At 48.7% G+C, this 25202-nt stretch carries 20 protein-coding genes and 1 other annotated feature; of the genes, 11 read left to right on the forward strand and 9 right to left on the reverse strand.

The features are described 5' to 3' along the window. Window positions 1-1156: chorismate-binding protein (locus ACK5NH_RS15770; RefSeq protein ID WP_416921594.1), on the reverse strand; the 1156-nt coding region annotated here is incomplete at its 3' end. Between the two features lie 51 nt (window positions 1157-1207). Continuing rightward, window positions 1208-1312, reverse strand: a sequence feature (Trp leader region). Window positions 1313-1525: 213 nt separating this feature from the next. Here ACK5NH_RS15770 and rnm point away from each other — a divergent pair. The 5 genes from rnm to rluB all read left to right on the forward strand — a co-directional run bounded on the left by rnm (window position 1526) and on the right by rluB (window position 5437). Next, entirely contained in the window at window positions 1526-2386 is an 861-nt protein-coding gene (gene rnm / locus ACK5NH_RS15775) for an RNase RNM (RefSeq protein WP_416921596.1), read from the forward strand. Then, window positions 2383-3003, forward strand: a complete 621-nt coding sequence (locus ACK5NH_RS15780; protein ID WP_416921598.1) for an L-threonylcarbamoyladenylate synthase — start codon at window positions 2383-2385, stop codon at window positions 3001-3003. Before rnm ends, ACK5NH_RS15780 begins: the two co-directional genes overlap by 4 nt. Before the next feature lie 177 nt (window positions 3004-3180). Continuing rightward, a complete protein-coding gene (locus tag ACK5NH_RS15785) occupies window positions 3181-3969 on the forward strand; it encodes a segregation and condensation protein A (protein ID WP_416921600.1) in 789 nt (262 codons plus the stop codon). 3 nt (window positions 3970-3972) lie between these two features. Beyond that, window positions 3973-4569 carry an SMC-Scp complex subunit ScpB gene (scpB, locus tag ACK5NH_RS15790; RefSeq protein ID WP_011622248.1) on the forward strand — a complete coding sequence of 199 codons (597 nt, stop codon included), beginning with the start codon at window positions 3973-3975 and terminating at the stop codon, window positions 4567-4569. Further along, on the forward strand, window positions 4562-5437 hold the full coding sequence (gene rluB / locus ACK5NH_RS15795) for a 23S rRNA pseudouridine(2605) synthase RluB (protein WP_416921603.1): 876 nt from the start codon (window positions 4562-4564) through the stop codon (window positions 5435-5437). The genes scpB and rluB overlap by 8 nt, the downstream gene beginning before the upstream one ends. A 132-nt stretch (window positions 5438-5569) precedes the next feature. On the opposite strand, the gene ACK5NH_RS15800 is transcribed toward rluB, so the two are convergent. Next, on the reverse strand, window positions 5570-6307 hold the full coding sequence (locus ACK5NH_RS15800) for a YciK family oxidoreductase (RefSeq protein WP_416921605.1): 738 nt from the start codon (window positions 6305-6307) through the stop codon (window positions 5570-5572). Window positions 6308-6568: 261 nt separating this feature from the next. On the opposite strand from ACK5NH_RS15800, the gene ACK5NH_RS15805 reads away from it, so the two are divergent. The 3 genes from ACK5NH_RS15805 to ACK5NH_RS15815 all read left to right on the forward strand — a co-directional run bounded on the left by ACK5NH_RS15805 (window position 6569) and on the right by ACK5NH_RS15815 (window position 11394). Next, a complete protein-coding gene (locus ACK5NH_RS15805; RefSeq protein WP_416921607.1) occupies window positions 6569-9052 on the forward strand; it encodes a VolA/Pla-1 family phospholipase in 2484 nt (827 codons plus the stop codon). 112 nt (window positions 9053-9164) lie between these two features. Next, window positions 9165-10181: a protease SohB gene (gene sohB, locus ACK5NH_RS15810; RefSeq protein ID WP_416921609.1), complete on the forward strand. Its 1017-nt coding sequence runs from the start codon at window positions 9165-9167 to the stop codon at window positions 10179-10181. 193 nt (window positions 10182-10374) lie between these two features. Continuing rightward, window positions 10375-11394 (forward strand): helix-turn-helix domain-containing protein, encoded by a 1020-nt coding sequence (locus tag ACK5NH_RS15815; RefSeq protein WP_416921611.1) that lies wholly within the window; start codon window positions 10375-10377, stop codon window positions 11392-11394. A 134-nt stretch (window positions 11395-11528) separates the two neighbouring features. Here the strand turns inward: ACK5NH_RS15815 and ACK5NH_RS15820 are convergent, their stop codons facing one another. From ACK5NH_RS15820 to ACK5NH_RS15835, 4 genes are all read right to left on the reverse strand, one after another. Next, on the reverse strand, window positions 11529-12710 hold the full coding sequence (locus ACK5NH_RS15820; protein ID WP_416921613.1) for an SO2930 family diheme c-type cytochrome: 1182 nt from the start codon (window positions 12708-12710) through the stop codon (window positions 11529-11531). Window positions 12711-12864: 154 nt separating this feature from the next. Continuing rightward, complete coding sequence (locus tag ACK5NH_RS15825; protein WP_416921615.1) at window positions 12865-15600, reverse strand: SO2930 family diheme c-type cytochrome; 2736 nt, start codon at window positions 15598-15600, stop codon at window positions 12865-12867. A 293-nt stretch (window positions 15601-15893) separates the two neighbouring features. Next, window positions 15894-16961, reverse strand: a complete 1068-nt coding sequence (locus ACK5NH_RS15830) for a DUF3083 family protein (protein ID WP_416921617.1) — start codon at window positions 16959-16961, stop codon at window positions 15894-15896. Between the two features lie 144 nt (window positions 16962-17105). Continuing rightward, complete coding sequence (locus ACK5NH_RS15835; protein WP_416921619.1) at window positions 17106-17705, reverse strand: arylesterase; 600 nt, start codon at window positions 17703-17705, stop codon at window positions 17106-17108. Between the two features lie 52 nt (window positions 17706-17757). On the opposite strand from ACK5NH_RS15835, the gene ACK5NH_RS15840 reads away from it, so the two are divergent. From ACK5NH_RS15840 to lepB, 3 genes are all read left to right on the forward strand, one after another. Then, window positions 17758-18507, forward strand: a complete 750-nt coding sequence (locus ACK5NH_RS15840; RefSeq protein WP_416921621.1) for an ABC transporter ATP-binding protein — start codon at window positions 17758-17760, stop codon at window positions 18505-18507. Window positions 18508-18510: 3 nt separating this feature from the next. Beyond that, complete coding sequence (locus ACK5NH_RS15845; RefSeq protein ID WP_416921623.1) at window positions 18511-21012, forward strand: ABC transporter permease; 2502 nt, start codon at window positions 18511-18513, stop codon at window positions 21010-21012. Window positions 21013-21335: 323 nt separating this feature from the next. Next, entirely contained in the window at window positions 21336-21998 is a 663-nt protein-coding gene (gene lepB / locus ACK5NH_RS15850; protein WP_416921625.1) for a signal peptidase I, read from the forward strand. A gap of 87 nt (window positions 21999-22085) precedes the next feature. Here the strand turns inward: lepB and gltS are convergent, their stop codons facing one another. The 3 genes from gltS to folX all read right to left on the reverse strand — a co-directional run bounded on the left by gltS (window position 22086) and on the right by folX (window position 25189). Continuing rightward, the gene (gene gltS, locus ACK5NH_RS15855; protein ID WP_416921627.1) at window positions 22086-23309 is read right to left on the reverse strand and encodes a sodium/glutamate symporter; all 1224 of its coding nucleotides are present in this window, start codon (window positions 23307-23309) and stop codon (window positions 22086-22088) included. A gap of 550 nt (window positions 23310-23859) precedes the next feature. Then, complete coding sequence (locus tag ACK5NH_RS15860; protein ID WP_416921629.1) at window positions 23860-24750, reverse strand: TIGR01777 family oxidoreductase; 891 nt, start codon at window positions 24748-24750, stop codon at window positions 23860-23862. Between the two features lie 70 nt (window positions 24751-24820). Beyond that, window positions 24821-25189, reverse strand: coding sequence for a dihydroneopterin triphosphate 2'-epimerase (folX, locus tag ACK5NH_RS15865; protein WP_218678721.1), 369 nt, complete (start codon window positions 25187-25189; stop codon window positions 24821-24823). Window positions 25190-25202 lie beyond the last annotated feature (13 nt).

Genomic DNA, 25202 nt, shown 5'->3' on the forward strand with positions numbered 1-25202 from the left:
CCAAACGCAATTCGAGTTCGATACGGCTATCGAGGTCGAAATCAATCTCGCCGCTGGCTGTTTTGCCGCGCTTACGGGTGCCTGCAATCGGGTAGACTTCGACTTGATTATTGCTGGCTTCATATTTCAGCGCGCTCTCGGGCGAGGCACCAAACAGGGTGAAGTCATGGCCCCTGAAATAAAACATATAGGGGCTGGGGTTGGTTAATCGCAGCGCGCGGTAAGCGCCTAAGGTATTGGGGCAGGGCAGGCTAAAGCTGCGTGAAGGCACCACTTGGAATATGTCACCGGCAATAATGTGCTCTTTTAAATCGACAACGGTTTGCTTAAAGGCTTCATCACTGACATTCACTTGCTCTGTGGCCGTTATGCCAACGAGTGCGGGCGCAGGTGTTGCATTCTTGGCTAAGGCTTCACATTGGGCGCGGATGTTTTCTGCTCGTTTGGTTAAGGCTTGGGTCACCCCTGAATGTTTTTCTGTGCCTTCACTGAAGTTGTGGGTGATGATCTCGGCTTGCTTTTGCTTGTGATCGATAAGAATTAAGGTTTCGGCGAGATAAAATAAATAATCAGGACAATCGTTTGCACCATTTGGTGCTTCTGGCAGTGGCTCGACGGTATCAATCAAATCGTAGGAGAGCACGCCACCTAAAAATAAGTCTTCGAATGCCGGCGTCTGACCACAGTCGATATGCTTTACAAACAAGCGCAAACCATCGAGGGGCGAGGTGGATTTTAAGCGGGCATCTTCATCCTTAAGCTCAGTGTCCTTTTGCAGCGTGACCACTAAGTTGTGGCCATCGCGTTGGCATTGAGTTTGGTTTGAACGAGCACTAAAAAATTGCTCGATGGGGGCGAGTAAACTGACGCCATTGTCACTCAGTGCGCTAAAGCGTAAACGATAGCCATCGCAGCGGATCATCAGCGCCGCATGGGTCATCACCATGCTCTTAAGATTTTCCTTGCTGTCGATTTCTGCCGATTCCAACAACATGGTATGGGGCGCATCTTGAGTGATATGCTGGTACAGACGCAGTGGGTCGCTATGGTATGCCAGCGACGCCTTGAGCGTATGTGAACGTGCGAATGTCTGTTGAGACGAGGTAAAATGCGCGCCATCAACTTGGTTAACCTGATTAAATGTCTTTAGGGTCATGCTTATCTCGCTTTTTATCCGTTTACCGCGTTGCAGACATTTTTCGCACCAACAAAAAAGCCCGCATTTCTGCGGGCATATTTGATGATTCTGTTACTTTCAAATGAGCACAGAGCTTCACACCACCCGCTAAGTTGGGAAGTGCCACCAACAAATGATGTTGAAAGAAGCGTTAATCTTAGTCATTCAAAAGGGTCTCAATAATTCGTTAGTTGAGCTATAGAAAACATGAGCCTGAGGTGAAAGTCAATTGAATATTTTTCAAAATGATGGATTAACGCCGCTAAATCACTGTACCGAATACCGTTCCTGCCGGATAAAGTGTGAGATAAATGCACATTTCATCTTAAATTCACGTACAATAACGGCATGAATACTCAAAGCATATTGGCTGACTTGCACAGCCACACGACCGCATCCGACGGTCATCTCACGCCGTCCGAGCTGGTCGCCAGAGCCCTTGAAAAGGGTGTGCAGTTATTTGCGATTACGGATCACGATACGGTTGCAGGCTTAAGTGAAGCCCGCGCCTTTAATCAAGAGCAGGCCGAACCGTTAAAACTGATTTCTGGGGTTGAGATTTCAACCCGTTGGAATAGCTACGATATTCACATTGTGGCGCTCAACTTTGATGAGACCCATACCGAGTTATTAGGCTTTTTAGCACATCAGCGTGAGTTGCGTGAGCAGCGCGCCGAAGAAATCGGCCATCGCTTGGCTAAAGCCGGGATTGAAGGCGCCTATGAGGGCGCTAAAAAACTCGCTGCAGGAGCCGCCATAAGCCGTGGTCACTATGCACGTTGGCTTGCCGATAATGGCCACGCGGTGGATATGCCAAGTGTGTTCAAACGCTATTTAGCTCGCGGTAAAACCGGTTATGTGCCCAACAATTGGGGCGATATGGCCAGTGCGATTGAGGTGATCCACAACGCGGGCGGCCTCGCGGTATTGGCCCATCCAAGCGGTTATAAGCTGTCGGCCAAATGGTTAAAGCGTTTAGTGCGAGAATTTAAAGAAGCAGGCGGGGATGCCATGGAAGTGGTGCTCGGCCAACAAACGGTGGACGATAGGGCCAATTTAGTGGCGCTGAGTGTCCAAAATCAGTTGCTTGCATCGATAGGGAGTGATTTTCACTTTCCAAGCAATTGGATTGAACTAGGTAAAAATCTCTACCAGCCCCAAGGTATTGATTGGGTCTGGCAGTCGGGATCTTGGGTGGAACGACCATGAGTCAGTTTTTTTATGTACACGAAGTAAATCCACAGACACGTCTGATTAGTCAAGCCGTGGCTGTGCTGAAGTCCGGCGGCGTAATTGTGTATCCAACCGATTCGGGCTATGCCCTAGGTTGTATGATTGGCGAGAAAGACGCGATGACGCGCATTACCCGCATTCGCCAAATCGAGCACGATCATAATTTTTCCTTAATGTGCCGCGACTTATCTGAGCTTGCGACCTATGCCAAGGTGGATAATCAGGCCTATCGCATCTTAAAAAGCTGCACGCCAGGACCTTACACTTTCATCTTTAAGGCGAGTAAGGAAGTGCCACGTCGTCTGCAAAATGACAAGAAGAAAACCATTGGTATCCGCGTGCCAGACAATGTGATTGCCTTAGCGCTGCTCGAAGCGTTAGATGCGCCGCTGATGTCGACCAGTTTGGTGATGCCAAATAGTGATTTTGCTGAATCGGATCCTGAGCACATTCGCGACCTGTTAGAACATCAAGTGGATGTGATCCTGCATGGCGGTTACTTAGGTGAGAAACCGACCACGGTCATCGATATGTCGGAAGATGGTTTCGAAGTGCTGCGTGAAGGCGCTGGTGACGTTACCCCCTTTCTCTAACCGCTATTTATCCTAAGAGATTAAGGCGATAAAACCATCATTTGACAGTATTATCGCCGCTCAATTGCGGGTATAATCGCGCGTTTGGCGTGGGCACAGTTCAGACTGTGCTCAGTTCGGGTATGAGTCAGTCATCTACAACCGTTTAAAAACGATTGTTTTACATGGGGATAGCGGATGCAGGGCACGCAACAAAGTTTACCCTTAGCCGTTGTTCGCGGTCAGGCGATGACCGAAATGCCACAGGATTTGTTTATTCCACCTGAGGCGTTAGAAGTGTTCTTGGAGTCCTTCGAAGGGCCGCTCGACTTACTTTTATATCTGATCCGTAAGCAAAAATTAGATGTTGTCGATTTACCCATTTCGCAGATCACCGCGCAATATTTAGAATATATCGCGATGCTTACTCAGGCGCGTATCGAACTGGCCTCGGATTATTTGGTCATGGCGGCAACACTGGCTGAGATAAAATCCCGTCTGCTGCTGCCGCGTATGGTGGCGGAAGATGAAGTGGAGGAAGATCCACGGGCTCAGTTGATCCGTCAATTGAAGGCCTATGAGGTAATCAAAGAAGCCTCGCAAAAAATTGATGATTTACCTCGGCTTGAACGCGATGTGTTTCAAGCAACCGCGGCACCTTCACCGAATATTAAACCTTTGGTGATCCCGCCTGATGTATCGTTATTTGAAATCGCTCGCGCCTTTGGCGAAGTGCTTAAACGTATCGATGCCAACGAAGATCATCATGTTAAGCGTGAACAGTTATCGACCCGCGAGCGCATGAGCCAAATTTTAGCCATGCTTAATAGCGAGACGTTTATGCCCTTTGAGCGTTTATTCAGTGTCGAAGAAGGCCGAGCTGGTGTGGTGGTGACCTTTTTAGCGCTGATGGAATTGGTCAAAGAACTATTAGTGGAATTGTACCAAACAGAGCCGTTTTCAATTATTTACGTAAAGGCCTATTAATTGATGCAGATAAATCCAATTCAATTAAAACAGCTTATAGAAGCGAGTCTGTTTGTATTGGGGAAACCCTTGTCGGTGAAAATGTTGAAAGAAACCGTGTTGGCGGATTTCAGTGTTTCCAGAGACAAAATCAAAGCCGCATTGGAAGAGTTGCAGCAGGATTATCAGGAACGGGGTGTTCAACTTGTGAAAGTGGCTGGAGGTTATCGCTTCCAGACCTTGGAAGTCCTGAGTCCTTTTTTGCAGCCCCTGTGGCAGGAAAAAGCACCCAAGTATTCGCGGGCAACATTAGAAACCTTGGCGGTGATCGCCTATCGTCAACCCGTGACCCGTGGCGATATTGAGCAGGTGCGTGGTGTGGCCATTAGTAGCCATATCATTAAAAGTTTGTCAGATAGACATTGGATTAAAGTCGTTGGCCACAAAGAAGTCCCGGGGCGACCCGCACTCTACGCCACGACCTTAGAATTTTTAGCCTATTTTGGCTTAGATACCCTAGCGGATTTACCTGCGCTTACGGATACTGAGTCATTGCAGGCGGTATTTTCAGGTTTGAAAGTAACGCCTGAACAGTCAGAAGAGCAAGATACTAATGAGTGAAAAATTGCAGAAAGTCTTGGCCCGTGCAGGCCATGGCTCCCGTCGTGAGATGGAGGCATGGATTGCTGCAGGCCGAGTTAGTATTGATGGCGTGATTGCCAATCTTGGCGATCGTATCGAAGCCGATGCGAAGGTTCGCATCGATGGTAGAGCCGTCTCGCTTAAGTCCGCCGACGATGTGATTTGCCGCGTGCTGGCCTATCACAAACCCGAAGGTGAGATTTGTAGCCGTAAAGACCCTGAAGGTCGTCCAACCGTGTTTGACCGTTTGCCGAAAGTGCGTGACTCCCGTTGGGTTGCGGTAGGCCGTCTGGATATCAACACTTCAGGCCTATTGCTGTTTACCTCTGATGGTGAATTGGCAAACCGTTTGATGCACCCGTCTAACGAAGTTGAACGCGAATACGCAGTTCGTACCTTTGGTGAAGTACCAGAGGCTGCGGTACAACGTCTGCGTACCGGCGTGATGTTGGAAGATGGTATGGCGCAGTTTGATGCCATTAAAGCCGCGGGTGGTGAGGGCATGAACCAATGGTGGCACGTATGTTTACGCGAAGGTCGTAACCGTGAAGTGCGCCGTTTGTGGGAATCTCAAGAGGTACAAGTAAGCCGTCTTATCCGTGTGCGTTACGGTATGGTGGAATTGCCTAAATCTCTGCCTCGTGGTGGCTGGGTTGAATTGCCTATTGAGCAAGTTAACTACCTGCGCCAATTAGCGGGTCTTGAACCTGAAACTCGCACTATGCTGGCCGCCGATAAACACAGTGTGGCCCGTGCTCAGGTGAAGAGTGCTAAAATTCGCCGCGCCGTACGCAAGCATAAAGTGACAGCGACGCCTAAGGTTAAGCCAACACGTCAGCGCAGTTAATATCATTCGAGTGATGTTAAGTCTCTCTGTAAAAAGGCCGCTTGCGGCCTTTTTTGCTTTCTGCGGCCGATAAAAAATAAAGGGAGCGTAGGGCTCCCTTTATTTTTACTTAGTGCGTTAGATCTGCGTTGCTTATTGAGCGTTAAACTGCTGACCGTTAATGTCACTAGAGTCCTGTCCCATTAAATACAGGTACGTCGGCATGATTTCTTCGGCTGTTTTTAAATCTAATGGATTTTCGGCAGGGTATGCTTTAGCACGCATTTCGGTGCGAGTCGCGCCTGGATTAATGCTATTAACCCGCACTGAAGTGCCATCACATTCGTGGGCGAGCACTTGCATCATGCCTTCGGTAGCAAATTTAGAGAAGGCATAGGGGCCCCAGTAGGCGCGGCCCTGACGGCCAACACTGCTTGAGGTAAAGATAATCGAGGCACTGGGTGCTTGACGCATAATAGGCAACAGAGCCTTGGTCAGCATGACCTGTGAGGTGACGTTGACTTTAAGTACATCTTCTAGTGATGGAATATCGATATGTTCAAACGGGCCTAAGGCGCCGAGTAAACTGGCATTGTGCAGTAATCCATCTAAATGACCAAACTGCTCGCCAATGGTTTCTGCCATATCGCGGTAGTTTTGTTCGGTCGCGCCTTTTAAATCCAACGGTACAATGGCTGGCGTTGGGTAACCCGCCTGTTCGATAACATCGTATACGGCTTCAAGTTTTTTGACGGTTTTACCGAGTAAAATTACGGTTGCGCCGTGTTTGGCAAATTCGATAGCCGCTGCGCGACCAATGCCAGCACCTGCGCCTGTTACCAGAATGGTTTTATCTTTGAGTAAATCTTTTGCTGCTTGATATTCCAACATGAGCCTTTTATTCCTCTTGGCGAAAATGCCCGCCACTTCTAGAGTCGCCGAATTGCTAAACGCATGTTTCAAACAAATGAATGAAACTTTGTTATAAATAGCTAAAATGTTTGTGACAAACTTGTGGCTAACTCAATGTTTTTACGTTAACTTGAAACGAGTTAGGGGCTAACATAAGCCCTATTAGTCATAGCTTTTGCGCTATTGTGACTAATTTCTTGGGGAAAACAAAACTATTACAACAAGATTTGGGGAAAAAAAATGAAAAGACTCATTTTGTGTGTTGCGATTGCATCAGCACTGGGCCTCACAGGATGTGGCGAGGACAGTTATAATGAACTCAAGGATAAGACAGAGCCACTCATCCCTGAATCCCATATGGTGTTCGACCCCGCGAATGCTAAAGTGCCTTTGCCTAATGATTTGCTGTTCAGCGGCACCACCGATGGCACCTTATCAATCCCGGGTGAAAGTTCGGGGAACTATGTCGATCCGCAAATTGCCCTTGGTGCCTTAGATGGATGGTCAACCACATCACCCATTTCAATCGATATCGATTTAGCAAAAGACCATGATGGCACTCAACTCACTTTGATGGCAGCATCGGTTGCCCAACCTGGCGCTGTGAGAATGTTCGAGGCCACTGTGGGTGGTCCATTGTCATCGGATCCTGAATGTACAACTAAACCTTCAGTATCCGCTTGTAAAGTCGGCGCAGAATTACAATTTGGAGTGGATTTCGTCTCAACGGCATCGGGCAATAAAGTCGTTATCGTTCCACTCAAACCGCTTAAAGCGGGTAAGTCTTATATCTATGCAACAACCAAGTTAATCCAAGATTCAGAGGGACGAGGCATTGCTCCTTCAACTACCTATAGTACGTTGAAGATGGATATTGATACTTTACCCTTAGAAACCCCCGATCAATTGATGCTACAGACCTTAATTAATAGCTATGAGAAAGGGATTGCTGCGGCGCACAATGTTGATACTTCAACCATTACCTATTCAGGCCTGTTTACCACTCAGTCTGTTGCCAATGTTTATGAAACCACAAAACTCTTGATGGCACAGGGCGCTCCTTACGCCCCAAGTTTTGCGCAAATGCCAACCCCAGCGGGTTACACTGTGGCGCAAGCTGCTGGTTTAACTCCAGCAGATGGCACGGCCTATGTGGTGTCGAATCTAGCCGACGTCTTTACTGCTAAAATTAAGCTGCCTATTTACGGCGACTGTTCTTCGGTGAGCTGCTTATCATCCGCAGGTCAACCACTTATCAATGGCCGCTGGAAAGCCCAAGGCGATAGCCCTGTATCTGTATTATTAGCGCTGCAAGCGGGTACTTTAAGTCAAACCAATTTTGGTATGCAGGCGGTAGCTAATGGTATTGCTAACCCTGCTGATGCCTTAGCTAATCCTTCTTTGATGGCGGGTAAAACCTGGTTGTTAGACGATGGAACTGCAGCGGACAAAACCAAGCATTTAACCAAATTTAACCCAATCCCTGCGATTAAAGGCTATGAAATAGTTCCCGTACTGATTTCTATGCCAAATGCGACCAAACTCGCGGCCTTCTATCAGCAGCAGGGGTTAACCTTTACGCCACCGACTTCTGGCTGGCCAACGACGAGTGCGCTGCATGGTTTAGGTGGCGGTAAGGAAATGTCATTAGCCTATGCGGGTAGCTATGCGGCCATGGGGGTGGCAACTGTGGCTATCGATATGCCTTTGCACGGCGCCCGTTCATTTGATGCTAATGCTGATGGTATCTATGAAGTATCTGCAACCGATCCTTCCTTTGGGAATGTGATTGGTACGCCAGATGCCTTTAAAAATGGTAATCCGTTAGTCTTCGTTAATATCTCAAGTACGCTATCGGTGCGGGATAACTTCCGTCAGGCAACCATGGATCATCTTGGCGTACGTTTAGCTCTAACGGGCTTAGCGCAGGGGCTCGCGCAGGCTAATCAACCACAAGTATTTGATGTCTCTAAGATCAGCGCACAGGGCTTAAGTTTAGGTGCGATTGTCGGTACTGACTTTGCCACATACGCTAGCACGGGTATGAAACACCCAACTACGGGTGAAACACTGCCTAACCCTTATGCCATCAATGCGGTCTCTCTGGCGGCTCCTGCGGGTGGTTTAGCGGGCGCATTTGCCGGTTCTGCGACCTTTGGACCAGTGTTGTTTAGCAACGTCACAGCCTCATCGACGTTCCAAGCATTAGTGGATAAGGCCAATACTGCGGGATACGAGCCAGGCAGCCCTGAATATGCGGCATTAGTACAAGGGGTGTACGCGCAGTTTATTCCAACCTTTGCCTTTGCGGTGCAAACGGCGGTGGATTCGGCGGATCCGGTTAACCATGCAGGCATGTTGAAAGCAACAGGATTACCCGTACATTTAATCGAAATTGCGGGTGATGGTAACGGCAACTTACCTGACCAGGTGTTACCAAATCGTGTCGATAACTTCCCACTCTCAGGCACTGAGCCATTGATTTCGGCAATCGGTCTGCCTTGTGTGGATGCAACCACCAAAGGTTCTGGTGCGGTGCGTTTTGCTAAGGGTCACCATAGCTCAATTGTTGACCCAAGCGAGAAGAGTTCAACGGATGGTATGGCTGCTGCGGCAACGGTTGAGATGCAAACTCAAGTGGCGACCTATGCTTCTACCGCAGGTAAAGGTGAAGCGACAATTTTTGTCACCGATCCAAGCGTGATTGCGACCTGTTCTAACTAGTCGCGTGTAAAATCCTAAAAACCCAGCCTTTGCTGGGTTTTTTTATGGCGCTGTAGGCTGTTAGAATAGCGCGCACTAAACCGGATCACCTTAGGCCCCAACGGAGAGTACTTTGGAATTTCTATACGAATATGGCATGTTTTTAGCGAAAGCCGTGACAATTGTGGTTGCGCTTGTTGCTGTGATTATTGTGGTGCTCGCGTCCACGGTGAAGCACAAATCGGATAAAGGTGAACTGAGGATCACCAATCTTTCAGAAGAGCTCGAAGAACTCAAACACAGTTTGAAGGAAGAACTGCTGACGAAGAAGCAGTTTAAAGCCTACGAAAAACAGCTGAAAGCGGACGAAAAGGCGAAGGAAAAAGCGGCCGAAGAAGACAGCAAAGGCAAAGTTTTTGTTATTGATTTTAAAGGTAGTATTGATGCTGCCGAAGTAGCTTCTCTACGGGAAGAAATCAGTGCGATTTTAACCATAGCCGAAAAGGGCGACGAAGTGGTGGTGAATGTCGAAAGTGGCGGTGGCATGGTGCATGGCTACGGTCTGGCCTCTAGCCAGCTTGACCGTCTGCGTCAGGCCGAAATCCCATTAACGATTTGCGTGGATAAGGTCGCCGCCAGTGGTGGTTATATGATGGCCTGTGTGGCAAACAAAGTGTATGCCGCGCCATTCGCAATTGTGGGCTCAATCGGCGTGGTTGCCCAATTGCCTAACTTCAACCGTTTGCTCAAAAAGCATGAAATCGACTACGAGCAACACACCGCCGGTGATTTTAAGCGCACCTTAACCGTCTTTGGCGAAAACACTGACGAAGGTAGACAGAAGTTCCAACAGGAACTGGAAGAAACTCATGTGCTGTTCAAAGCCTTTGTGAGCAAGTATCGCCCTCAGCTTGATTTAGCCAAGGTGGCCACGGGCGAACATTGGTATGGTCAACAGGCGATTGAATTAGGCCTAATCGACGCGGTTTCAACCAGTGATGATGTGTTAATGCAGTTAGCTGGCGAACGTACTGTCTACAAGTTGCGCTATCAAGTCCGTAAGAAACTGGCAGATAAAATCGCCCATGGTGCGTCTTTATCGGTTAATGCGATTTTTAATCGATTAGTTGAGAAAAATCGTCCCATGTAAGCCGACGAGCTAACTCACTCCTGATGAAACGCCTGCGAATATGCAGGCGTTTTTGTTTTGTCCGGACGCGAAATAAAATAATACATTTTTTTAACATTAAGTTTGGTTTAAGACTATTCAAAATAAGCGAGATCTTATACAACTAATCACCTAGGGAATTAAAAGCTGAACAAATCATATTAAGGATTTTTCCATGTTACAGCGCGTCGACTACAAGACGAACCTGATGGTGGGCGATCAAACCTATCCCGCATTTGAGCTGCGTAATATTCTCGATTTTATTGCCTCGCAGTTAGGCGAAAAAGCCTTGCAGCAAGTTTGCGGCCATATTGGTGTTGGTCGGGCTGAGCTTAATCATTGCACGTTTGTCTTTGTCTGGCAGGTGGAATATGCGATGGAGTTTTTGCGTTTGCAGTGCGACGACCCGGATATTGGTACTAAGTTGGGTCTCAGTTATCGAGTGAGCAGTTTGGATGTGCTCTTACCACATCTTGCACCGCTGGCCTCTTTACAGGCCTGCCTGCAGTTTGTTGTTAATCATCCCCAATTAGTTGGCAGTTTTACCGATTCTTTAGTTCGCCTCGAAGAGAATTGTATCTGTATTCGCTGGCTCAATACCGGCCGTATCGATAAGGCACAATATGGATTTCAGTTTCTGCACAGCATTGGGTCGCTGCTGGGACTTGCCAGAGAGTTGACAGGGGCGACGATAAGGCTCAGCCAAGTCAATTTGGCCGAACCTGCCCGTGATGACCGTTTTTTAACTGAGGCTACGGGTGCAAAAGTGCAGTTTAATTGCGAATATTACGAATGGAGTATTTCTCTTAATTATCTAGCGCTTGCCATCAATTATCCTTTCCCTGCCTATACCGAGACTACATCCTCTGTTGCGACCATATCCTTTATTGAAACCGTGCTGAGTGTAATCCACGAACATTTTCCCCAAGTACTGCATTTAGATGAAATAGCAACGCAACTGCATATGAGCGATCGTAGTTTGCGGCGTAAGCTGGCACAGCTTGGCTCGAGTTATCAACGTTTAGTCGATCAGGTGCGTTGTCAAAGGGCGGTCGAGTTGATTTTAGCTAGCGAGCTGGATATCTCGGCGATTGCCGAGACCTTAGGCTACAGCGATGTTAGCCATTTCCGTCAATCCTTTAAGCATTGGATTGGCCATCCGCCTGGGTATTTTAGTAGGCTTAATGGTGGGTGAACGGGCTAACTAAATGAGGCTATTTACTGAACGTTGCTGTTAAAACCGCGGTTAAGTCATTTGGCGGTTGAGTGGAGATACAGCCATATTGCCTGTATCTCTTTCTGAAGTGTTGATAACCGCTAGTCATCCATCTATGTACAAGTCCCTAAACTCGGTGCCAGTGAATCTATCCATTGACGAATTAATTCCACGCCTTCTTGGTGCTCAAGGTTGCGGCCGATGGGCGGCATGCGGTCCTTAGGTTCTGACAGCGTTTGGCGATAGAGCAAAATCGAGTGGTCGGCATTGCCGGGGACGATATCGTAATCGAGTCCTTTAGCACCGCCATCCCAGCCGGGTGGTTGTTTGCAGATCCCATATTGATAATTTGTATGGTCGATATAAAACCCAAGCCGTAAGCCGGAGATGCTGGCATAGCCTTTGGCGCTGTGGCAATGGGCGCAGTTAACATCTAAATAGCCCTTAGCGCGGCTGGTTAAATCGGCTTGGAGGTTGTCTATGGCATAGGTTTTAGCCACTTGGCTTAACTCGGGTAACTGCTCAAGCGTGCCTTGTTTGGCCCAGAGACTGAGTTGATTGACGCTTTGCCCTTGGTCGATGATATCGCGATTCAAGAGGTGGGCTTTAAGGCCAATCGGAATGATTTGACTACTGTTATCTTGATTGATTTGGTGGCAAATTTTGCACTCGGCGCGGCTTGGTATGCTGTAATCGAAGCTTTGGCTTTGGCCCTGATTAATCAGGGTATGGTACACGCTTGCGCCCGCGGTTAGCAGCTTTGCTTCACCTTGTTGCCATTGATAAACTAGACTCGTCCAGCCTTGGGAGCGTTTTATCAATAGCCGTGTTTCGATAAGGGTTTCGTTGGCTATGCCTGTGATAGCTGTATCTTGGGGCAGAGCAAAGGTTTTGACCAGCACGGCGCCAGTTGGAAACTCGAATGCCTCCTGCGCTTGGTATTGCATGCTGCTGCCTGCGGGTAAATAGATAAAACGGTATTTACTGGCGTAATTAGAAAACAGCTGTGTAGCGAGTTGATAACTAAATCCCGGCGCTTGCGGCTGCTCGGTGGGGTTTGCGTGGTCGATAAAGATACCATATTGACTTAATTCCGGGCAGTCCTCTGTCATTAAGGCGGGCCAGTTAACTTGCCCAGTCGTATTCACGCACAAACCGGCGGGCGTTGTCGGTACAGTCGGTGTCGTCGGCGGAGTAGGCGTTTGGCCATTGTCGCTGCTTTGGCTGTCACCGCCACAGGCTGTTACTAGAATCGTTAAACTGAAGATCGCGATAAGTGTTAGGCGGTTTTTCATCGGATTATCCGCTCTTTAAGCTGTTGCTTGAAATAAGAAGGCCTAAGTCGGCCTTCTCTGTCAGGGTGTTGCTCTGTCAGGGTGTTGCTCTGCCTTGGAGTGGTAAGCAAGTGGGTGATTGCAAGCCTGCTTTCACCCATTGTTACCGTTAACGCTAGTGCGAGCAGCTTGCCGCGGGCAGGCGTTTTATCCATTCACTGATCAGCGCCACGCCTTCATCATGGGATAAGCTGCGACCAATTTCAGGCATACGATCGCCTGGGGTCGTGCTTTGCATTCTAAAGTGCATGATGGACTCTGCGGCATTGCCGGGCACTACGTCAAAACCTAAGTTTCCACCGCCATAGGCGACTGGCGATTTACAGGTACCGTGGGAGAAACCCGCATCATCGCTGTAGCCACGCCAGTACTCGAGTTTAAGGCCAGTGTTAGAGGCGTTGCCCTCGGGTCTATGGCAATGGGCGCAGTTGATGTCGAGATAACCCTTAGCCGTTTGCATTAATGCGCTATCGCTTAAACTTGCGACTGTTGCTTCGTCACCATCGTGGTAGGCGGGCACTTGTGGTACTTGGCTCAGATTTGGTAATCCCTGCAAAATACCTAGGCTTTCCCATTTCAGCAGTTGGTTCATGGTGCCATCTTGATAGCTATAATTGCGGTTTAAATGGCGCGCCTTAGGACCAATTGGCACAAACACGGCGTTGCTGTTGTCATCGGCTTTAAACTGGTGACACTGCTTACATTGGTTCATGCTCGGGACCATATAGTTAAAGGTGAGGCTTTCTCCTTTATGGCTTAAGGTTTGGCTGCTAATTGCACCGGCTTTGGCCAATGTGGCATCTGTCTTATCGGCATTCCACACATAGGGTAGGGCGCTCCAGCCGGTTGGGCGATGGATCAGCAAACGGGTCTCAATCAAACTCTCGTTATTGATACCGCGTTTACTGGTGTCGCTTGGCAAGGCAAAGGTTTTAACGATGACGCTACCCACAGGGAAATCAAAGGCTTCGTTTTCGGAGTAACTGGCTTTTTGTCCCGAAGGCAAATACACAAAGCGGTATTTACTGGCGTAGTCGGTAAAGAGTTGAGTGTTAAGATCGTAAGGGACACCGCCCGAATTGGGCCCTGCCGTGGGGTTTTTGGCATCGCTAAACAGATTGTAATCCGACAGTTTAGGACAGTTTGCTTTTAGCAGCGCATCCCAACTGACGTTTGACCCCGTCGCCTGACAAAGACTTTGGTCACCATCACCCACTAAACCACCTTCGCCTTCACCGATAGTGCCACCGCCGCCAACGAGCACGCCGCCATCACAGCCTGCGGTATTATCGTCAACCCCGCAACCAAACACTTGGCCCGCGAAGGTGACTGTGTGTACGGGTAGGCTCACTTGGGTACATTTCAGCAGATTGTTCTGGGTCTTCTCGTATTGCACATCGGCGATACTGATATCGGTGTTGCTGTTGGCATAGAGTCTGCCGTAGGACACATCACCGTTATCACTGGCGCAGACGTTATCACTGCCATCTGCGGCAAAGGGCGCCTCTTTTAAACCTAGGTAAGCGGCGGTGCCGTTATTGGCAAGCATTTCCCCTAAGCCGTCGTAGAGTACGCCGGGCAGGGTGCCGTGACTGATGACATACGCACGGATAATATCTTGAATTAAATAACCTTTAGGCTTACTTCCATAGTCGGTGATCAGGTTATCGTGCATGTAAATATTACGTGGTACTGGGCGCCAACCGTCTTCAATGGCTTGACCTGGTTGACCATAGTTGCCGACAAAGGAGGTCATGTCGGGTTCCGCAATAAAGAAACTACTGATAGTCACCCCTAAGGTATCGTGGTGGGTAATTTCGTTATTGAAGATTTCCACATCCGCGGTAGACAGTACAATCACCCCAGTCCCCGGCGGCACTATATGCACCCCAGCGGGGTTGGCCGAAGCATTGGCGAAGTTAGGCGTGTTGTTGTCATACACTTTGTTGTTGAAAATTCGCACACTAGAGCCGTATCTATGGTTGTTGATCGGCAAGTCGAACACTAAAATCCCGCCGGTGTTGCCCATGGCTTCGTTGTCATACACATCGGCATATTTAGAGTTTTCGACTTCAATCCCAGCAACGTTTTCCTTGGCGATATTGCGGCGCACCACAATATATTGAGACTGACCCACATAGATACCCGCATCGGCACTACCACGGACATAGCTGTCTTCAATCAGAATGTTTTCACATTCAACAGGATATAGACCATAGGCGCCATTATCTTTGTCGAGTTCGCCCTCCCACACCGCCCCCACGCGGCGCAGTATGATGCCATTGGTGTTTTTAAGCTTGATACCGTTGTTTTTGGCCTCATTGACCGACAGATCTTGGATGGTAATGTTCAGCGCATTCTGCACGAAAATCCCATCCCCAGAGTTGGCTTGGGCAAAATTGAGGATAGTGTCCTTCATCCCATAGCCCATGATAGTGACGTTTTTGGCATAACTGCCATCCCCATCCACGTCGCCATCGAACAGTAATGTCGAGTCGATATTAAAGGTGCCCTTTGGTAGTACAATCACAGCGCCACTTTGGGCGTTGATTAAGGCTTCTTGAATTCGGGTAGTGAGATTATCCCCCGGTAGGATTTTGATGGCGCCTTCGGGGAAGGTGGGGCCCGTTTCAGGGGGCTGAACCACGGGGGGCGTGACTACCTCTGGTGCTGGATCATCGTCAGAAAAACAACCCGTGAGATTAAACGCCATCAGTAGGGCGACCCCTGTTGGCATCAGCCAATTCGCCTTACCTTGGTTTTTATTCCTGTGTGAGTTGATCGGCAAAAGGTGGCGTGGTGTCGCCTTAACGCCCTTCTTCGCCAGTGGGTGTGTCGTTTTGTTGAACATAGGTGCTCCTGCTTTTTGTTATTATTTCGTTAACAGAATGCGCTAGGGGCAGCAAAAGGCAATGTGAAATGTGGCCAAAATGGTGCAACGTGCGAAGATGGATAGTGATCACTGCAATTGATTATTGATCATTGTTATTGGCGATTGGAGCAGGATATTGTGTAGAAGGAATGAGGTCTTGATTTGTTGGTGAGAATCTTAGGTGGCAGTTATTGTGATCACGTTACCCTATTCACCATAACAAAGGGCGCATTTTGCGCCCTTTGTTTTAGATGGCGTTACAGCGAATGAGCTTAGAGCTGGTAGCTAATGTGCTGGTGGAAGCGCACCACCAGATCTTCACGCTCTGGATCGAGCCCAATCTCGGCGGCAAAGGTTTTAAGTGCGGCTTCGACGTTATTCATAAAACGACCATAGCCTGAGTCATCACAGTCCTTGGCGCCCGCGACGATAGTAAAATGCGCGGCTTCGACTAAGTTGTCGGCATCCCAGCGGCGGATCACTTGCTGCTCAGTCGCATTCGGGTCAAAACCAATCATTTGTACTTCGGCCTTGCTGTCGAGTTTCTCAAACTTGCTGTTGCGCACTAAGGGCGTTAGGCCGTTGGCCACCATGGCTAAACGGGTCAGTTGCCTATTGGCAGCGGCCTTGAGGAAGTTATCTTCAAGATGTTGATATAACGGGCTAAAGTCCGTTGCCGACTCTGGTAGTAAACCTTGTTTGAGTTTGCGACTCAGCGGCAGGCTGACGGTGACATAGGTGAGTGAGCTGACATTTTCGGGCAGTTCACATTTTCTTGCCTTGTATCTTGGTGCTATGGCTCTGAGCTTATAGCCATAGGTTTCTTTATTGCCTTTTGATTTGGCGAATAAATCATAGGATAAGTGCTGGTGGTCGCGGATCTTTACCTTGAGATCTTTAATCGGCAGCTTAGGCATTAATTCGTTTAGGAGTCCCCGCACACGGTTGTGGAAATTGGCCGAGTTGCTGCGGATCTCATCGCCAGTCGCTAAGAACACAATACGCAGTTTGCGGGCGCGGTAGTTGTCCTCGGTGAACAGGTTTTGTGCCTCGTGGTAGGCGGGATTGTAAAAAAACAGAATTTGTTCAGCGGTTTGGAAACAATAGGCCTCGGTATGGTAACGCACGACTGGCAGTTTATCGTTAGTGATCACATGAACGTTACGGAGATCGTGTTGTTCTGCCAAGTTAAAAATGACGCGGCTTAAGGTTTGATAACAGCTGTGGTAATCGGGGTATTGCGCCAGCAATTCATCCGTGACTTTAATTTCGGCGGTGATGTACTGGTTGGTACGAGCTTCCTTGGGTATGTACACTTTTTGCTGATGGCTAAGGGACATATTGACTCCTTGTTGGGTTAACCATTTGCTAACACGAATTTTACTGTTTCTCTAAGGCGTTAATGTTGCGTTGGAGCATGTTTTTATCGCTTAAATGCAACTTTACATCAGCAAGCTGTTTATTAGCTTAAAATTGCAGCGATTTTATCGAGTTAATGCTTTTTCAATCCAAGGTTGCATCCAAGTCGCTATCTTTTCTTGGGCCTTTTCATTGGGATGAATTCCGTCCCTTTGCATCAACTCAGGATGGGGAGCAATGTCCTGCATAAAGAAGGGAATTAATGCAATCTCCTCGTCTTTAGCAATCTCTTGATACACTTGGGTGAACTTTTGGGTATAGCGAGGGCCATAGTTAGGCGGTACCATGATTTCGGTCAGTAGCACTTTAGCGCCGCTATTTTTAGCTAGGGTAATGATTTGGATTAGGTTATTTTTGAGTTGCGTCGGGGGGAATCCACGTAAACCATCGTTACCACCGAGTTCGACCACCACTAAATCGGGGGCTACGGAATCGAGCAGTGCAGGCAAACGACGCAATCCACCCGCCGTGGTTTCACCGCTCACCGAACCATTGGTAAATTCATGCTCGGGTAAATTTTTTTGCAGCAGCGCCACCCAGCCTACTTGTTCCGACATGCCATAGCTGGCACCTAAGCTATCGCCGAGGATCAACACTTTCGCCGCCTGAACTGGCGTGGTTATAAACAGACTTAACAGGATGCAGGCGCTCACGGCCTTTGCCATCGGCTTGCATCTTAGCGATTGACGCAAGAACGATTTGTATAAGAAGGATCCTATGTCAAACGTCGTTTCAAAAAACAGTGCCATCAATGTTGTTAACCTCGAAAAATCGGTGACTACTCAGGAAGGTTCGCTCACTATCCTCAAGGGCATTAACTTAGATGTCAAGCAGGGGGAAAGTGTTGCGATATTAGGGCCCTCGGGCTCGGGTAAATCGACGCTACTTGGCTTACTCGCCGCGCTCGATACCCCGACGGCAGGGGAGATTTGGCTCGATGGGCAGGCTCTATCACCGCTTAATGAAGAACAGAAAGCCGCGCTGCGTAAGCAAAAAGTGAGCTTTATTTTTCAATCTTTTATGTTAGTTGATACCTTAACTGCCCTCGAAAATGTGATGCTGCCGGCCGAGCTTGCTGGGGTTAAAAATGCCAAGGAGAAGGCCGAGACCATGCTGGGACGCGTGGGGTTATCCCACCGTTTGACCCATTTACCTAAACAGCTATCCGGCGGCGAGCAGCAAAGGGTAGCCATTGCTCGCGCCTTTATCTGTGAACCTAAAGTACTTTTTGCCGATGAGCCAACCGGCAATTTGGACAGTGTTAACGGCCATAAAATTGCCGATATGTTGTTTGAGCTGAACCAAGAGAGCCACACCACGCTCATCCTCGTCACCCACGACTTGCAACTGGCGAAACGCTGCCAGCGGCAACTGGTTATGGATAACGGGCACTTGCAGGAAGAGTTCGATTCGGCCTTATCGCACAATGTGAATAGCAACCTTGAATTAAGCGCCAAGGAGGCCTAACCCATGGAGCTTAATTTGGCATGGCGCCTGTTTAAGCGCGAGCTGCAACAGGGGCAGTTGTTATTGATTATCCTCGCCATTACCTTGGCGGTGCTGTCGGTTAGCGGTCTTGCGCGGGTCAGTGAGCGCTTGCAAGTCGCGATCAACGGGCAAGCGACCCAGTTTATCGCCGCCGATCGCATTATCGACTCTCCCGTTCAAATTGACGCCAGCATTCTGGCCAAGGCCGATGAGCTTGGTCTTAAGCATGTGACCAATATGCAATTTAACTCCATGGTGTATGCGGGGGATAAGTTTCAGTTAGTCACAGTACGGGCGGTTGAGTCTGGTTATCCACTTAAGGGAGATATCGAACTTAAAGCGGACAATGGCCAAGATGTCAAAGCTCAAGGCTTGCCCCTGGCCGATGAAGTGTGGTTCGAGAGTCGCTTAGGGGGACTCTTGGGATACCCGCAAACATTGGAATTAGGCAACAGTGAGTTTAGTTTAAGTCAAGAAATCAGTCGCTTACCCGATGCGGGTTTTAATCCGTTCGCTTCTTCCCCCGTGGTATTAATGCGGATTGAAGATGTCGCCAAGACAGGGGTAATCCAACCCGGCAGCCGAGTGACGTATCTGTATCAGTTTGCGGGTGACGAAAGCGCCTTAAGCGCCTTTGAAAATAGCGTTAAACCGCTGCTGAATAATTCCCAGCGCTGGGTCGATGTGCAGTCTGGCGACTCACCGATTGCGGGCGCGGTGAAGCGGGCGGAGCGTTTTTTACTGCTGGCAAGCTTGCTCGGTATTGCGCTGGCCTGCGCCGCGATTGGGATTGCTGCCCAGCGTTACTGCCAACGTCATTATGATGTGGTCGCCATGCTCAAAACCTTTGGCGCCTCATCAACTCAAATCCGTCGACTATTCGGTATCCATTTACTGCTGGTGACACTGTTTGGCATTGTGCTGGGGTTAATCGGCGGGGCACTGCTGGATTTAGGCATTAATCAACTGTTACCCCCTGAAATCGCTGCCTATTCGCCGCCGTTGACGCGGCCGCTATTGCTTGGGATCAGCACAGGGCTTATCAGCGCCTTTATGTTTTCGGCCTATCCTTTAATGCGTTTGCTGGCGATTCCGCCGCTGCGGGTATTACAAAGGCAACTCGAAGGTTTGCAGCTCGGCATGTGGCTGCATTTACTCTTAAGTTTAGGGGCGATGGCGCTGTTGGGATATTTGTATTCCCAAAGCTGGGCGTTGACACTGACGGTGGTCGCGGCTGTGATGCTACTCGGCGTATTGCTGAGTATTTTAGGCTTTGTGATGATCCGCCTTGGTCACAGTGTCGGTATGAAAACCACCAATCCCTTGCAACTGGCACTCGCGGGTTTACGCCGCCGCGCGCGGCAAAATGCGGTGCAATTAGTGGGCTTTAGTGCGGCCTTGGTATTGCTACTGACCATTTTGGCCCTGAGGCAGGATTTACTGAACGAGTGGCAAAAACAGCTGCCCGAGAATGCGCCCAACTATTTCTTGGTCAATATCGCTCCCGATGATGCTAAGCCATTAAATGACTTTATGGCGCAAAAGGGCATAGCTGCAACGGATATCTATCCCGTGATTCGCGGCCGCTTGACTCAAATCAATGGTGAAACCTTGATTTCCGACGAGCAGGCCGAAGCGGGAGAGAAGGGGCGAGTAGGAATTTCCCGCGAGCTTAATCTCACCTGGCGCAATACCTTGCCCGCCAACAACGAGTTGGTCGAAGGGCATTTTAATCAGGCGGCGGATGAGGTTTCTGTCGAGTCAGGTGTTGCCGAGCGTTTAGGGCTAAAGTTGGGCGATACGCTGACTTATACAATTGATAACCAAGAGCTTAAGGTCAAGGTCGCTAGTGTCCGTGCCGTGCACTGGGAAACCATGCAGCCAAACTTCTTTATGATCTTCACTCAAGAAGCGCTGGCGCCCTTTGCCTATACCTCGATGGCAAGCTTCTACCTCGACGACAAAAAACCGGATGTGCAAGGGAGTGATGCTCCGAAGAACACAGTGATCCTCGAACTTATCCAGCAGTTCCCAACTGTGTCGATTATCGATGTCGGCGCTATGGTAGGGCAATTGCGGCAGATTATTGAGCAGGTGTCCCTGTCGCTGACGTTGGTCTTGGTTCTCGTCTTACTGGCCAGTTCTTTAGTGCTTATCGCGCAAACCGAGGCGGGAATGGCGACACGCCAGCGTGAACTCGCAGTGCTGCGCACCTTTGGCGCTTCTGGCTGGTTACTGCGTAGCGCCACTGGGCTTGAATTTGCGTTACTGGGGGGCATAGCTGGGGTGCTTGCAGTGATAGTGGCCGAATTTGCGCTGTATCTGTTAAAGACCCAAGTATTTGAACTTAATGTGTATATGCACTGGCCCTGGTGGGGGATTGCCCCTGTCTGCGGCGCCTTGTTAGTCGCGCTGCTGGGTGTTTGGCGCTGCCGCCAATTACTCAATCAATCCTGCGCCGAATTATTAAAAGCGGGCGCTTAAGATGATGCGAGTTTGGGGTTAAGGCAAATGCCGTAACACCATTATTTGTAAAGTGAAAATGTAAAAAATAAGCACTGGCTTAAACCAGTGCTTATTTATTGGCGGTTATTTGGATTGTTTTAGCTTGAGGCTAAGTTTGAGCATTTGTCACATTGGCTTACAAATGGATAAAAGCAAAGTGTTATCCGCTACGAACTTAGCCAATATTTATGAGTCTATTAAACGAGAAAGAGTTGCTTGCGCAAGTCAGACAATTGATACCGAGAGCACTGGATAACCAGATAACTTGAGTGCAGGATTTTAGCCATTGGGAGACAAACAGAATGTTTAAAGGAATAAGAACATTACTTAAAGATAACCGCTCCATTTTATTGTTTATCAGCCTAATGCTGGTGTTCAGGAGCGCGGTGGCCGATTGGAATACAGTACCGACAGGTTCTATGTTGCCGACGATTGTTGAGGGCGACCGCATTCTAGTGAATAAGATTGCTTACGATATCAGAGTGCCATTTACCCATATCCCACTCGTTAAACTTGCAGACCCAACACGTGGGGATATTATCGTGTTCGACTCTAAAAAAGCCGATAAAAAGCTGATTAAGCGGGTGATTGCCGTACCCGGTGATACTGTGATGATGCGGGATAATCGCTTGTATTTAAATGGCAAACCACTCGCATATACACAGCAAACATTAAGTGCCTATGCGCCGGAGAATGTCACCGAATGGCAGGAGGATCTACTCGGCATAGCGCACAGTATTCGTCTCAATCCGCAGCCCTCGCAGCTGGCTAATTTTGGCCCAGTTACGGTTCCTGATAACCAGTATTTGGCGCTAGGGGACAATCGAGATAACAGTGCCGATTCAAGAGTTATAGGTTTTGTACCCAGGGGGGAGATTGTTGGCCGCTCAAGCTCAGTGGTCTTCTCATTGGATTACAACGATTATTACTTGCCGCGGCCAGAACGCATGATGCGCGCGTTCTAATTTGTTCTTAGATTTCACTCTTCACGTGATATAAAAAATGGCGCCCTTATCGGCGCCATTTTTGTTTGATGATAAAATGTTGTGTACTTACATCAAAAAGCTGAGGTAGCCCTGCAATACAATTAAATTGACTATATCGATAAAGAAGGCGCCGACAATCGGTACCACCATAAAGGCCTGCGGAGAAGGGCCTGTGCGTGATACTAGTGCGCCCATATTCATCACCGCAGTAGGAGTAGCGCCCATACCAAAGCCACAGTGACCGCCGGTGATCACCGCCGCATCATAGTTGCTGCCCATGATTTTAAAGGTCACAAAATAGGCGAATACCGCCAGCACTGCGGTTTGCACCAGCAGGATAATCAGCAATGGAATAGCCAGATCCAAAATTTCCCACAACTTGAGGTTCATTAAGGCCATAGAAAGAAATAACGACAGCGCCACAGTACCTATCACATCGATACTCTCGGTATGGGGGTTATAACCTCGGGTTACTTCGGTGATGTTGGCTATGATCACCCCAAGAAACAGGGCATAGACAAAGTCCGGCATCTTGAGCCAATTCAGCTGATATTCACTGACAAACACAGTAAACCATTTGGCTCCAGCAACGCAGATCAGCAGTACAAACAGGGTTTCGATGATTGTCTTAGCGGTGACTTGGTCTTCTTCGAGCTGATCGTAGGTTACCAGTTGAGGATGCGTGGCGTGGTGTTTACGGCCCATGCCGTAGCTTGAGACCAGATTGTGTTTGCCAATTAATCGCTGCGCGACGGGGCCGCCGATAATGCCGCCCATGACTAAGCCAAAGGTGGCCGCCGCCATGGCAAGCTCTAAGGTGTTGATGCCGTAGTTTTCGGCAAAGGTTTGTGACCAAGCAACACCTGTCCCATGGCCGCCTGACAACGTAATCGAGCCAGCGATAAGGCCTAAGATGGGGTCTAAACCGAGGAGGCTTGCAAGACTTACCCCGACAGCATTTTGAATGACGATATAGACCGAAGCGGCGCCGAGGAAGATAAACACTTTTTTGCCGCCACTGAGCAGCAGCTTGTAGTTTGCCGATAAACCTATCGTACTGAAAAACATCAGCATTAAGGTATTTTGCATGGGTAAACTAAAGGCGAGGGTGATGTCTTGGAAATGTAAAAAGGCCACGACGGCGGCGACGACCAGTCCGCCAACGATAGGTTCGGGAATATTGTATTGTCTAAAAACACGCACATGGCGATTGATGGAATGGCCAATAAACAGCACGAAGATAGCAATTAAGAACGACTCGAGTTCGCCAATTGTATAAGTGGTGTGCATGATAGTTCCTTACAAATGGTTTGTGTGGGAATACCGCTGTACTCAAGCTGAGTGAGGGCGACCCATCTCGTTATTTAGCATTATCTAATGCTAAGTGTTAAACGCGCGATCTAAGGACAGATTCTTATCAATCCCCAAGGCTGGAGAAGGAGTATTTAGCGCGAATATGAACCGTATTGGTGTAGTTGATCAGCATCGCGACAGAGGGTGCGGATACTGAAGATAATGAACTTGCTCGGAGTGTTAACTGTGCTTCAGTGCGGGTGCTAACACGTCAATAGCGATAAGCAAGAGGTGGGGAGTGTAACAGAAAAATGCGCCAGTGTCGTTAAATTGTCTTTAAAATCATTGTGTTGCATTTATGTTTTTCGGCTGTTGCCAGATGCGAGCGCTGCACTTCAAAAAATCACGTCGATAAATAAATCGCCACAGGGGATTTTTATCTCTGATTTTCAAGTCATTATTCAGCATGACGTTAACCCTCGACTCTGCGCTTGGTAACATTTTATTCTCAAGCCAGTTACCGATAATGGCGGAGTCGAAAAAACTGTTAACTCGCGAGTACGTCCCTTAGCGCAGGTTCGAGTCGCTCAAAACGGAAGCTAAACCCCGCATCTAGCGCATGTTTTGGGAGCACAAATTGCCCTTCGATAAGTAACTCCGCCATTTCGCCCATCGCGAGTCGCAGCATAGAGGCTGGGGTCGTGATAAAGGTCGGGCGATTTAATACTCGACCTAGGGTGGTGGCAAACTCGGCGTTACTGACAGGATTAGGCGCGGTGGCATTGAAAATGCCCTCGCATTCGTCATGGTTGAGTAAAAAGTCTATCAGCGTCACCATATCCTGAATGTGTATCCAACTCATGCCTTGGCAGCCGTGGCCTATTGGTCCACCTAGCCCCAATTTAAACGGTGGCAACATCTTCGCGAGTGCGCCGCCATGGCCAAGCACTATACCCGTGCGTAGGATGCAGACGCGGGTTTTGGTGGCGGCTTGCTGCGCGAGTCGCTCCCATTCCTGGCAAATATCATGGCTAAATTCGGGGTGTGGGGCTGCGGTTTCATCGATGGGGATGGCGCCTTGGCGGCCATAAAAACCGATGGCAGAACCACTTATCATTACCTTGGGCGGGGTGCAGTTGTGTAAAATCAGTTGGCTCAGTCGCGCTGTGGTATTCCAGCGACTATCGCAGATGCGCTGCTTTTGCTGCGCACTCCAACGTTTAGCAACAATCGGCTCGCCGGCAAGATTTATCACCGCATCGATATGATTTAAATCATCAATTTCGTCTAAGGTACTGAGATATTGGTGCTGCGGGCCTAATAGTTGCCGACTGCTGCCTGGGTGGCGGGTGAGCAAGACCAATTCATGCTGATTAGCTAAATGGGCGACTAACTGCCGACCAATAAACCCACTTGCGCCCGTTATCAGTATCTTCATCGTCGAGTCCTTGGTTGATGGTTTTCTATGATTATAAGCAATATACGATAACGGGAGTGCGGGGATCACTTTATTGATTTTTTTGGTAACACAACTCCATCGACACCGAATCGGCAAAGCGCAGGGCGTGGGGCTTGTCGATTTCGACACTGGCAAACTCGACCCAAGGATGCTCGCTGGCAATGGCTAAGGTCTGGCTGGTGAGGTTTTCGAGCAGCGAGAAGCGGTTGTTTTCAATCAACTCAATGATTTTTTTTGTGATAGTTCGATAGTTAAGTGCATCGTCGACATTATCACTGTTGCGCGCCTTATCGGCACAGTAGTGGATGACGACATTGACTATCACATCCTGCCGATTTTGGATTTCATCTTCTTTTATACCGATAAAAGTGCGCAGTCTTAAGTTTTTAATGCGTATAATCGCGGTTTCTGGTTTCATAATGACAATCTAG

The sequence above is a fragment of the Shewanella sp. genome, assembly GCF_047975355.1.
Classification (GTDB): Bacteria; Pseudomonadota; Gammaproteobacteria; order Enterobacterales; family Shewanellaceae; genus Shewanella.

Excerpts from the sequence above, each read along its gene's own strand:
- ACK5NH_RS15860 (WP_416921629.1), bottom strand. The coding sequence starts at position 24,750 with ATGAAGATACTGATAACGGGCGCAAGTGGGTTTATTGGTCGGCAGTTA.
- gltS (WP_416921627.1), bottom strand. The coding sequence starts at position 23,309 with ATGCACACCACTTATACAATTGGCGAACTCGAGTCGTTCTTAATTGCT.
- ACK5NH_RS15825 (WP_416921615.1), bottom strand. The coding sequence starts at position 15,600 with ATGTTCAACAAAACGACACACCCACTGGCGAAGAAGGGCGTTAAGGCG.
- ACK5NH_RS15840 (WP_416921621.1), top strand. The coding sequence starts at position 17,758 with ATGTCAAACGTCGTTTCAAAAAACAGTGCCATCAATGTTGTTAACCTC.
- ACK5NH_RS15800 (WP_416921605.1), bottom strand. The coding sequence starts at position 6,307 with ATGTTGGAATATCAAGCAGCAAAAGATTTACTCAAAGATAAAACCATT.
- rnm (WP_416921596.1), top strand. The coding sequence starts at position 1,526 with ATGAATACTCAAAGCATATTGGCTGACTTGCACAGCCACACGACCGCA.
- ACK5NH_RS15845 (WP_416921623.1), top strand. The coding sequence starts at position 18,511 with ATGGAGCTTAATTTGGCATGGCGCCTGTTTAAGCGCGAGCTGCAACAG.
- scpB (WP_011622248.1), top strand. The coding sequence starts at position 3,973 with ATGCAGATAAATCCAATTCAATTAAAACAGCTTATAGAAGCGAGTCTG.
- ACK5NH_RS15835 (WP_416921619.1), bottom strand. The coding sequence starts at position 17,705 with ATGGCAAAGGCCGTGAGCGCCTGCATCCTGTTAAGTCTGTTTATAACC.
- ACK5NH_RS15785 (WP_416921600.1), top strand. The coding sequence starts at position 3,181 with ATGCAGGGCACGCAACAAAGTTTACCCTTAGCCGTTGTTCGCGGTCAG.
- folX (WP_218678721.1), bottom strand. The coding sequence starts at position 25,189 with ATGAAACCAGAAACCGCGATTATACGCATTAAAAACTTAAGACTGCGC.
- ACK5NH_RS15815 (WP_416921611.1), top strand. The coding sequence starts at position 10,375 with ATGTTACAGCGCGTCGACTACAAGACGAACCTGATGGTGGGCGATCAA.
- lepB (WP_416921625.1), top strand. The coding sequence starts at position 21,336 with ATGTTTAAAGGAATAAGAACATTACTTAAAGATAACCGCTCCATTTTA.
- rluB (WP_416921603.1), top strand. The coding sequence starts at position 4,562 with ATGAGTGAAAAATTGCAGAAAGTCTTGGCCCGTGCAGGCCATGGCTCC.
- ACK5NH_RS15805 (WP_416921607.1), top strand. The coding sequence starts at position 6,569 with ATGAAAAGACTCATTTTGTGTGTTGCGATTGCATCAGCACTGGGCCTC.
- ACK5NH_RS15820 (WP_416921613.1), bottom strand. The coding sequence starts at position 12,710 with ATGAAAAACCGCCTAACACTTATCGCGATCTTCAGTTTAACGATTCTA.
- ACK5NH_RS15780 (WP_416921598.1), top strand. The coding sequence starts at position 2,383 with ATGAGTCAGTTTTTTTATGTACACGAAGTAAATCCACAGACACGTCTG.
- ACK5NH_RS15830 (WP_416921617.1), bottom strand. The coding sequence starts at position 16,961 with ATGTCCCTTAGCCATCAGCAAAAAGTGTACATACCCAAGGAAGCTCGT.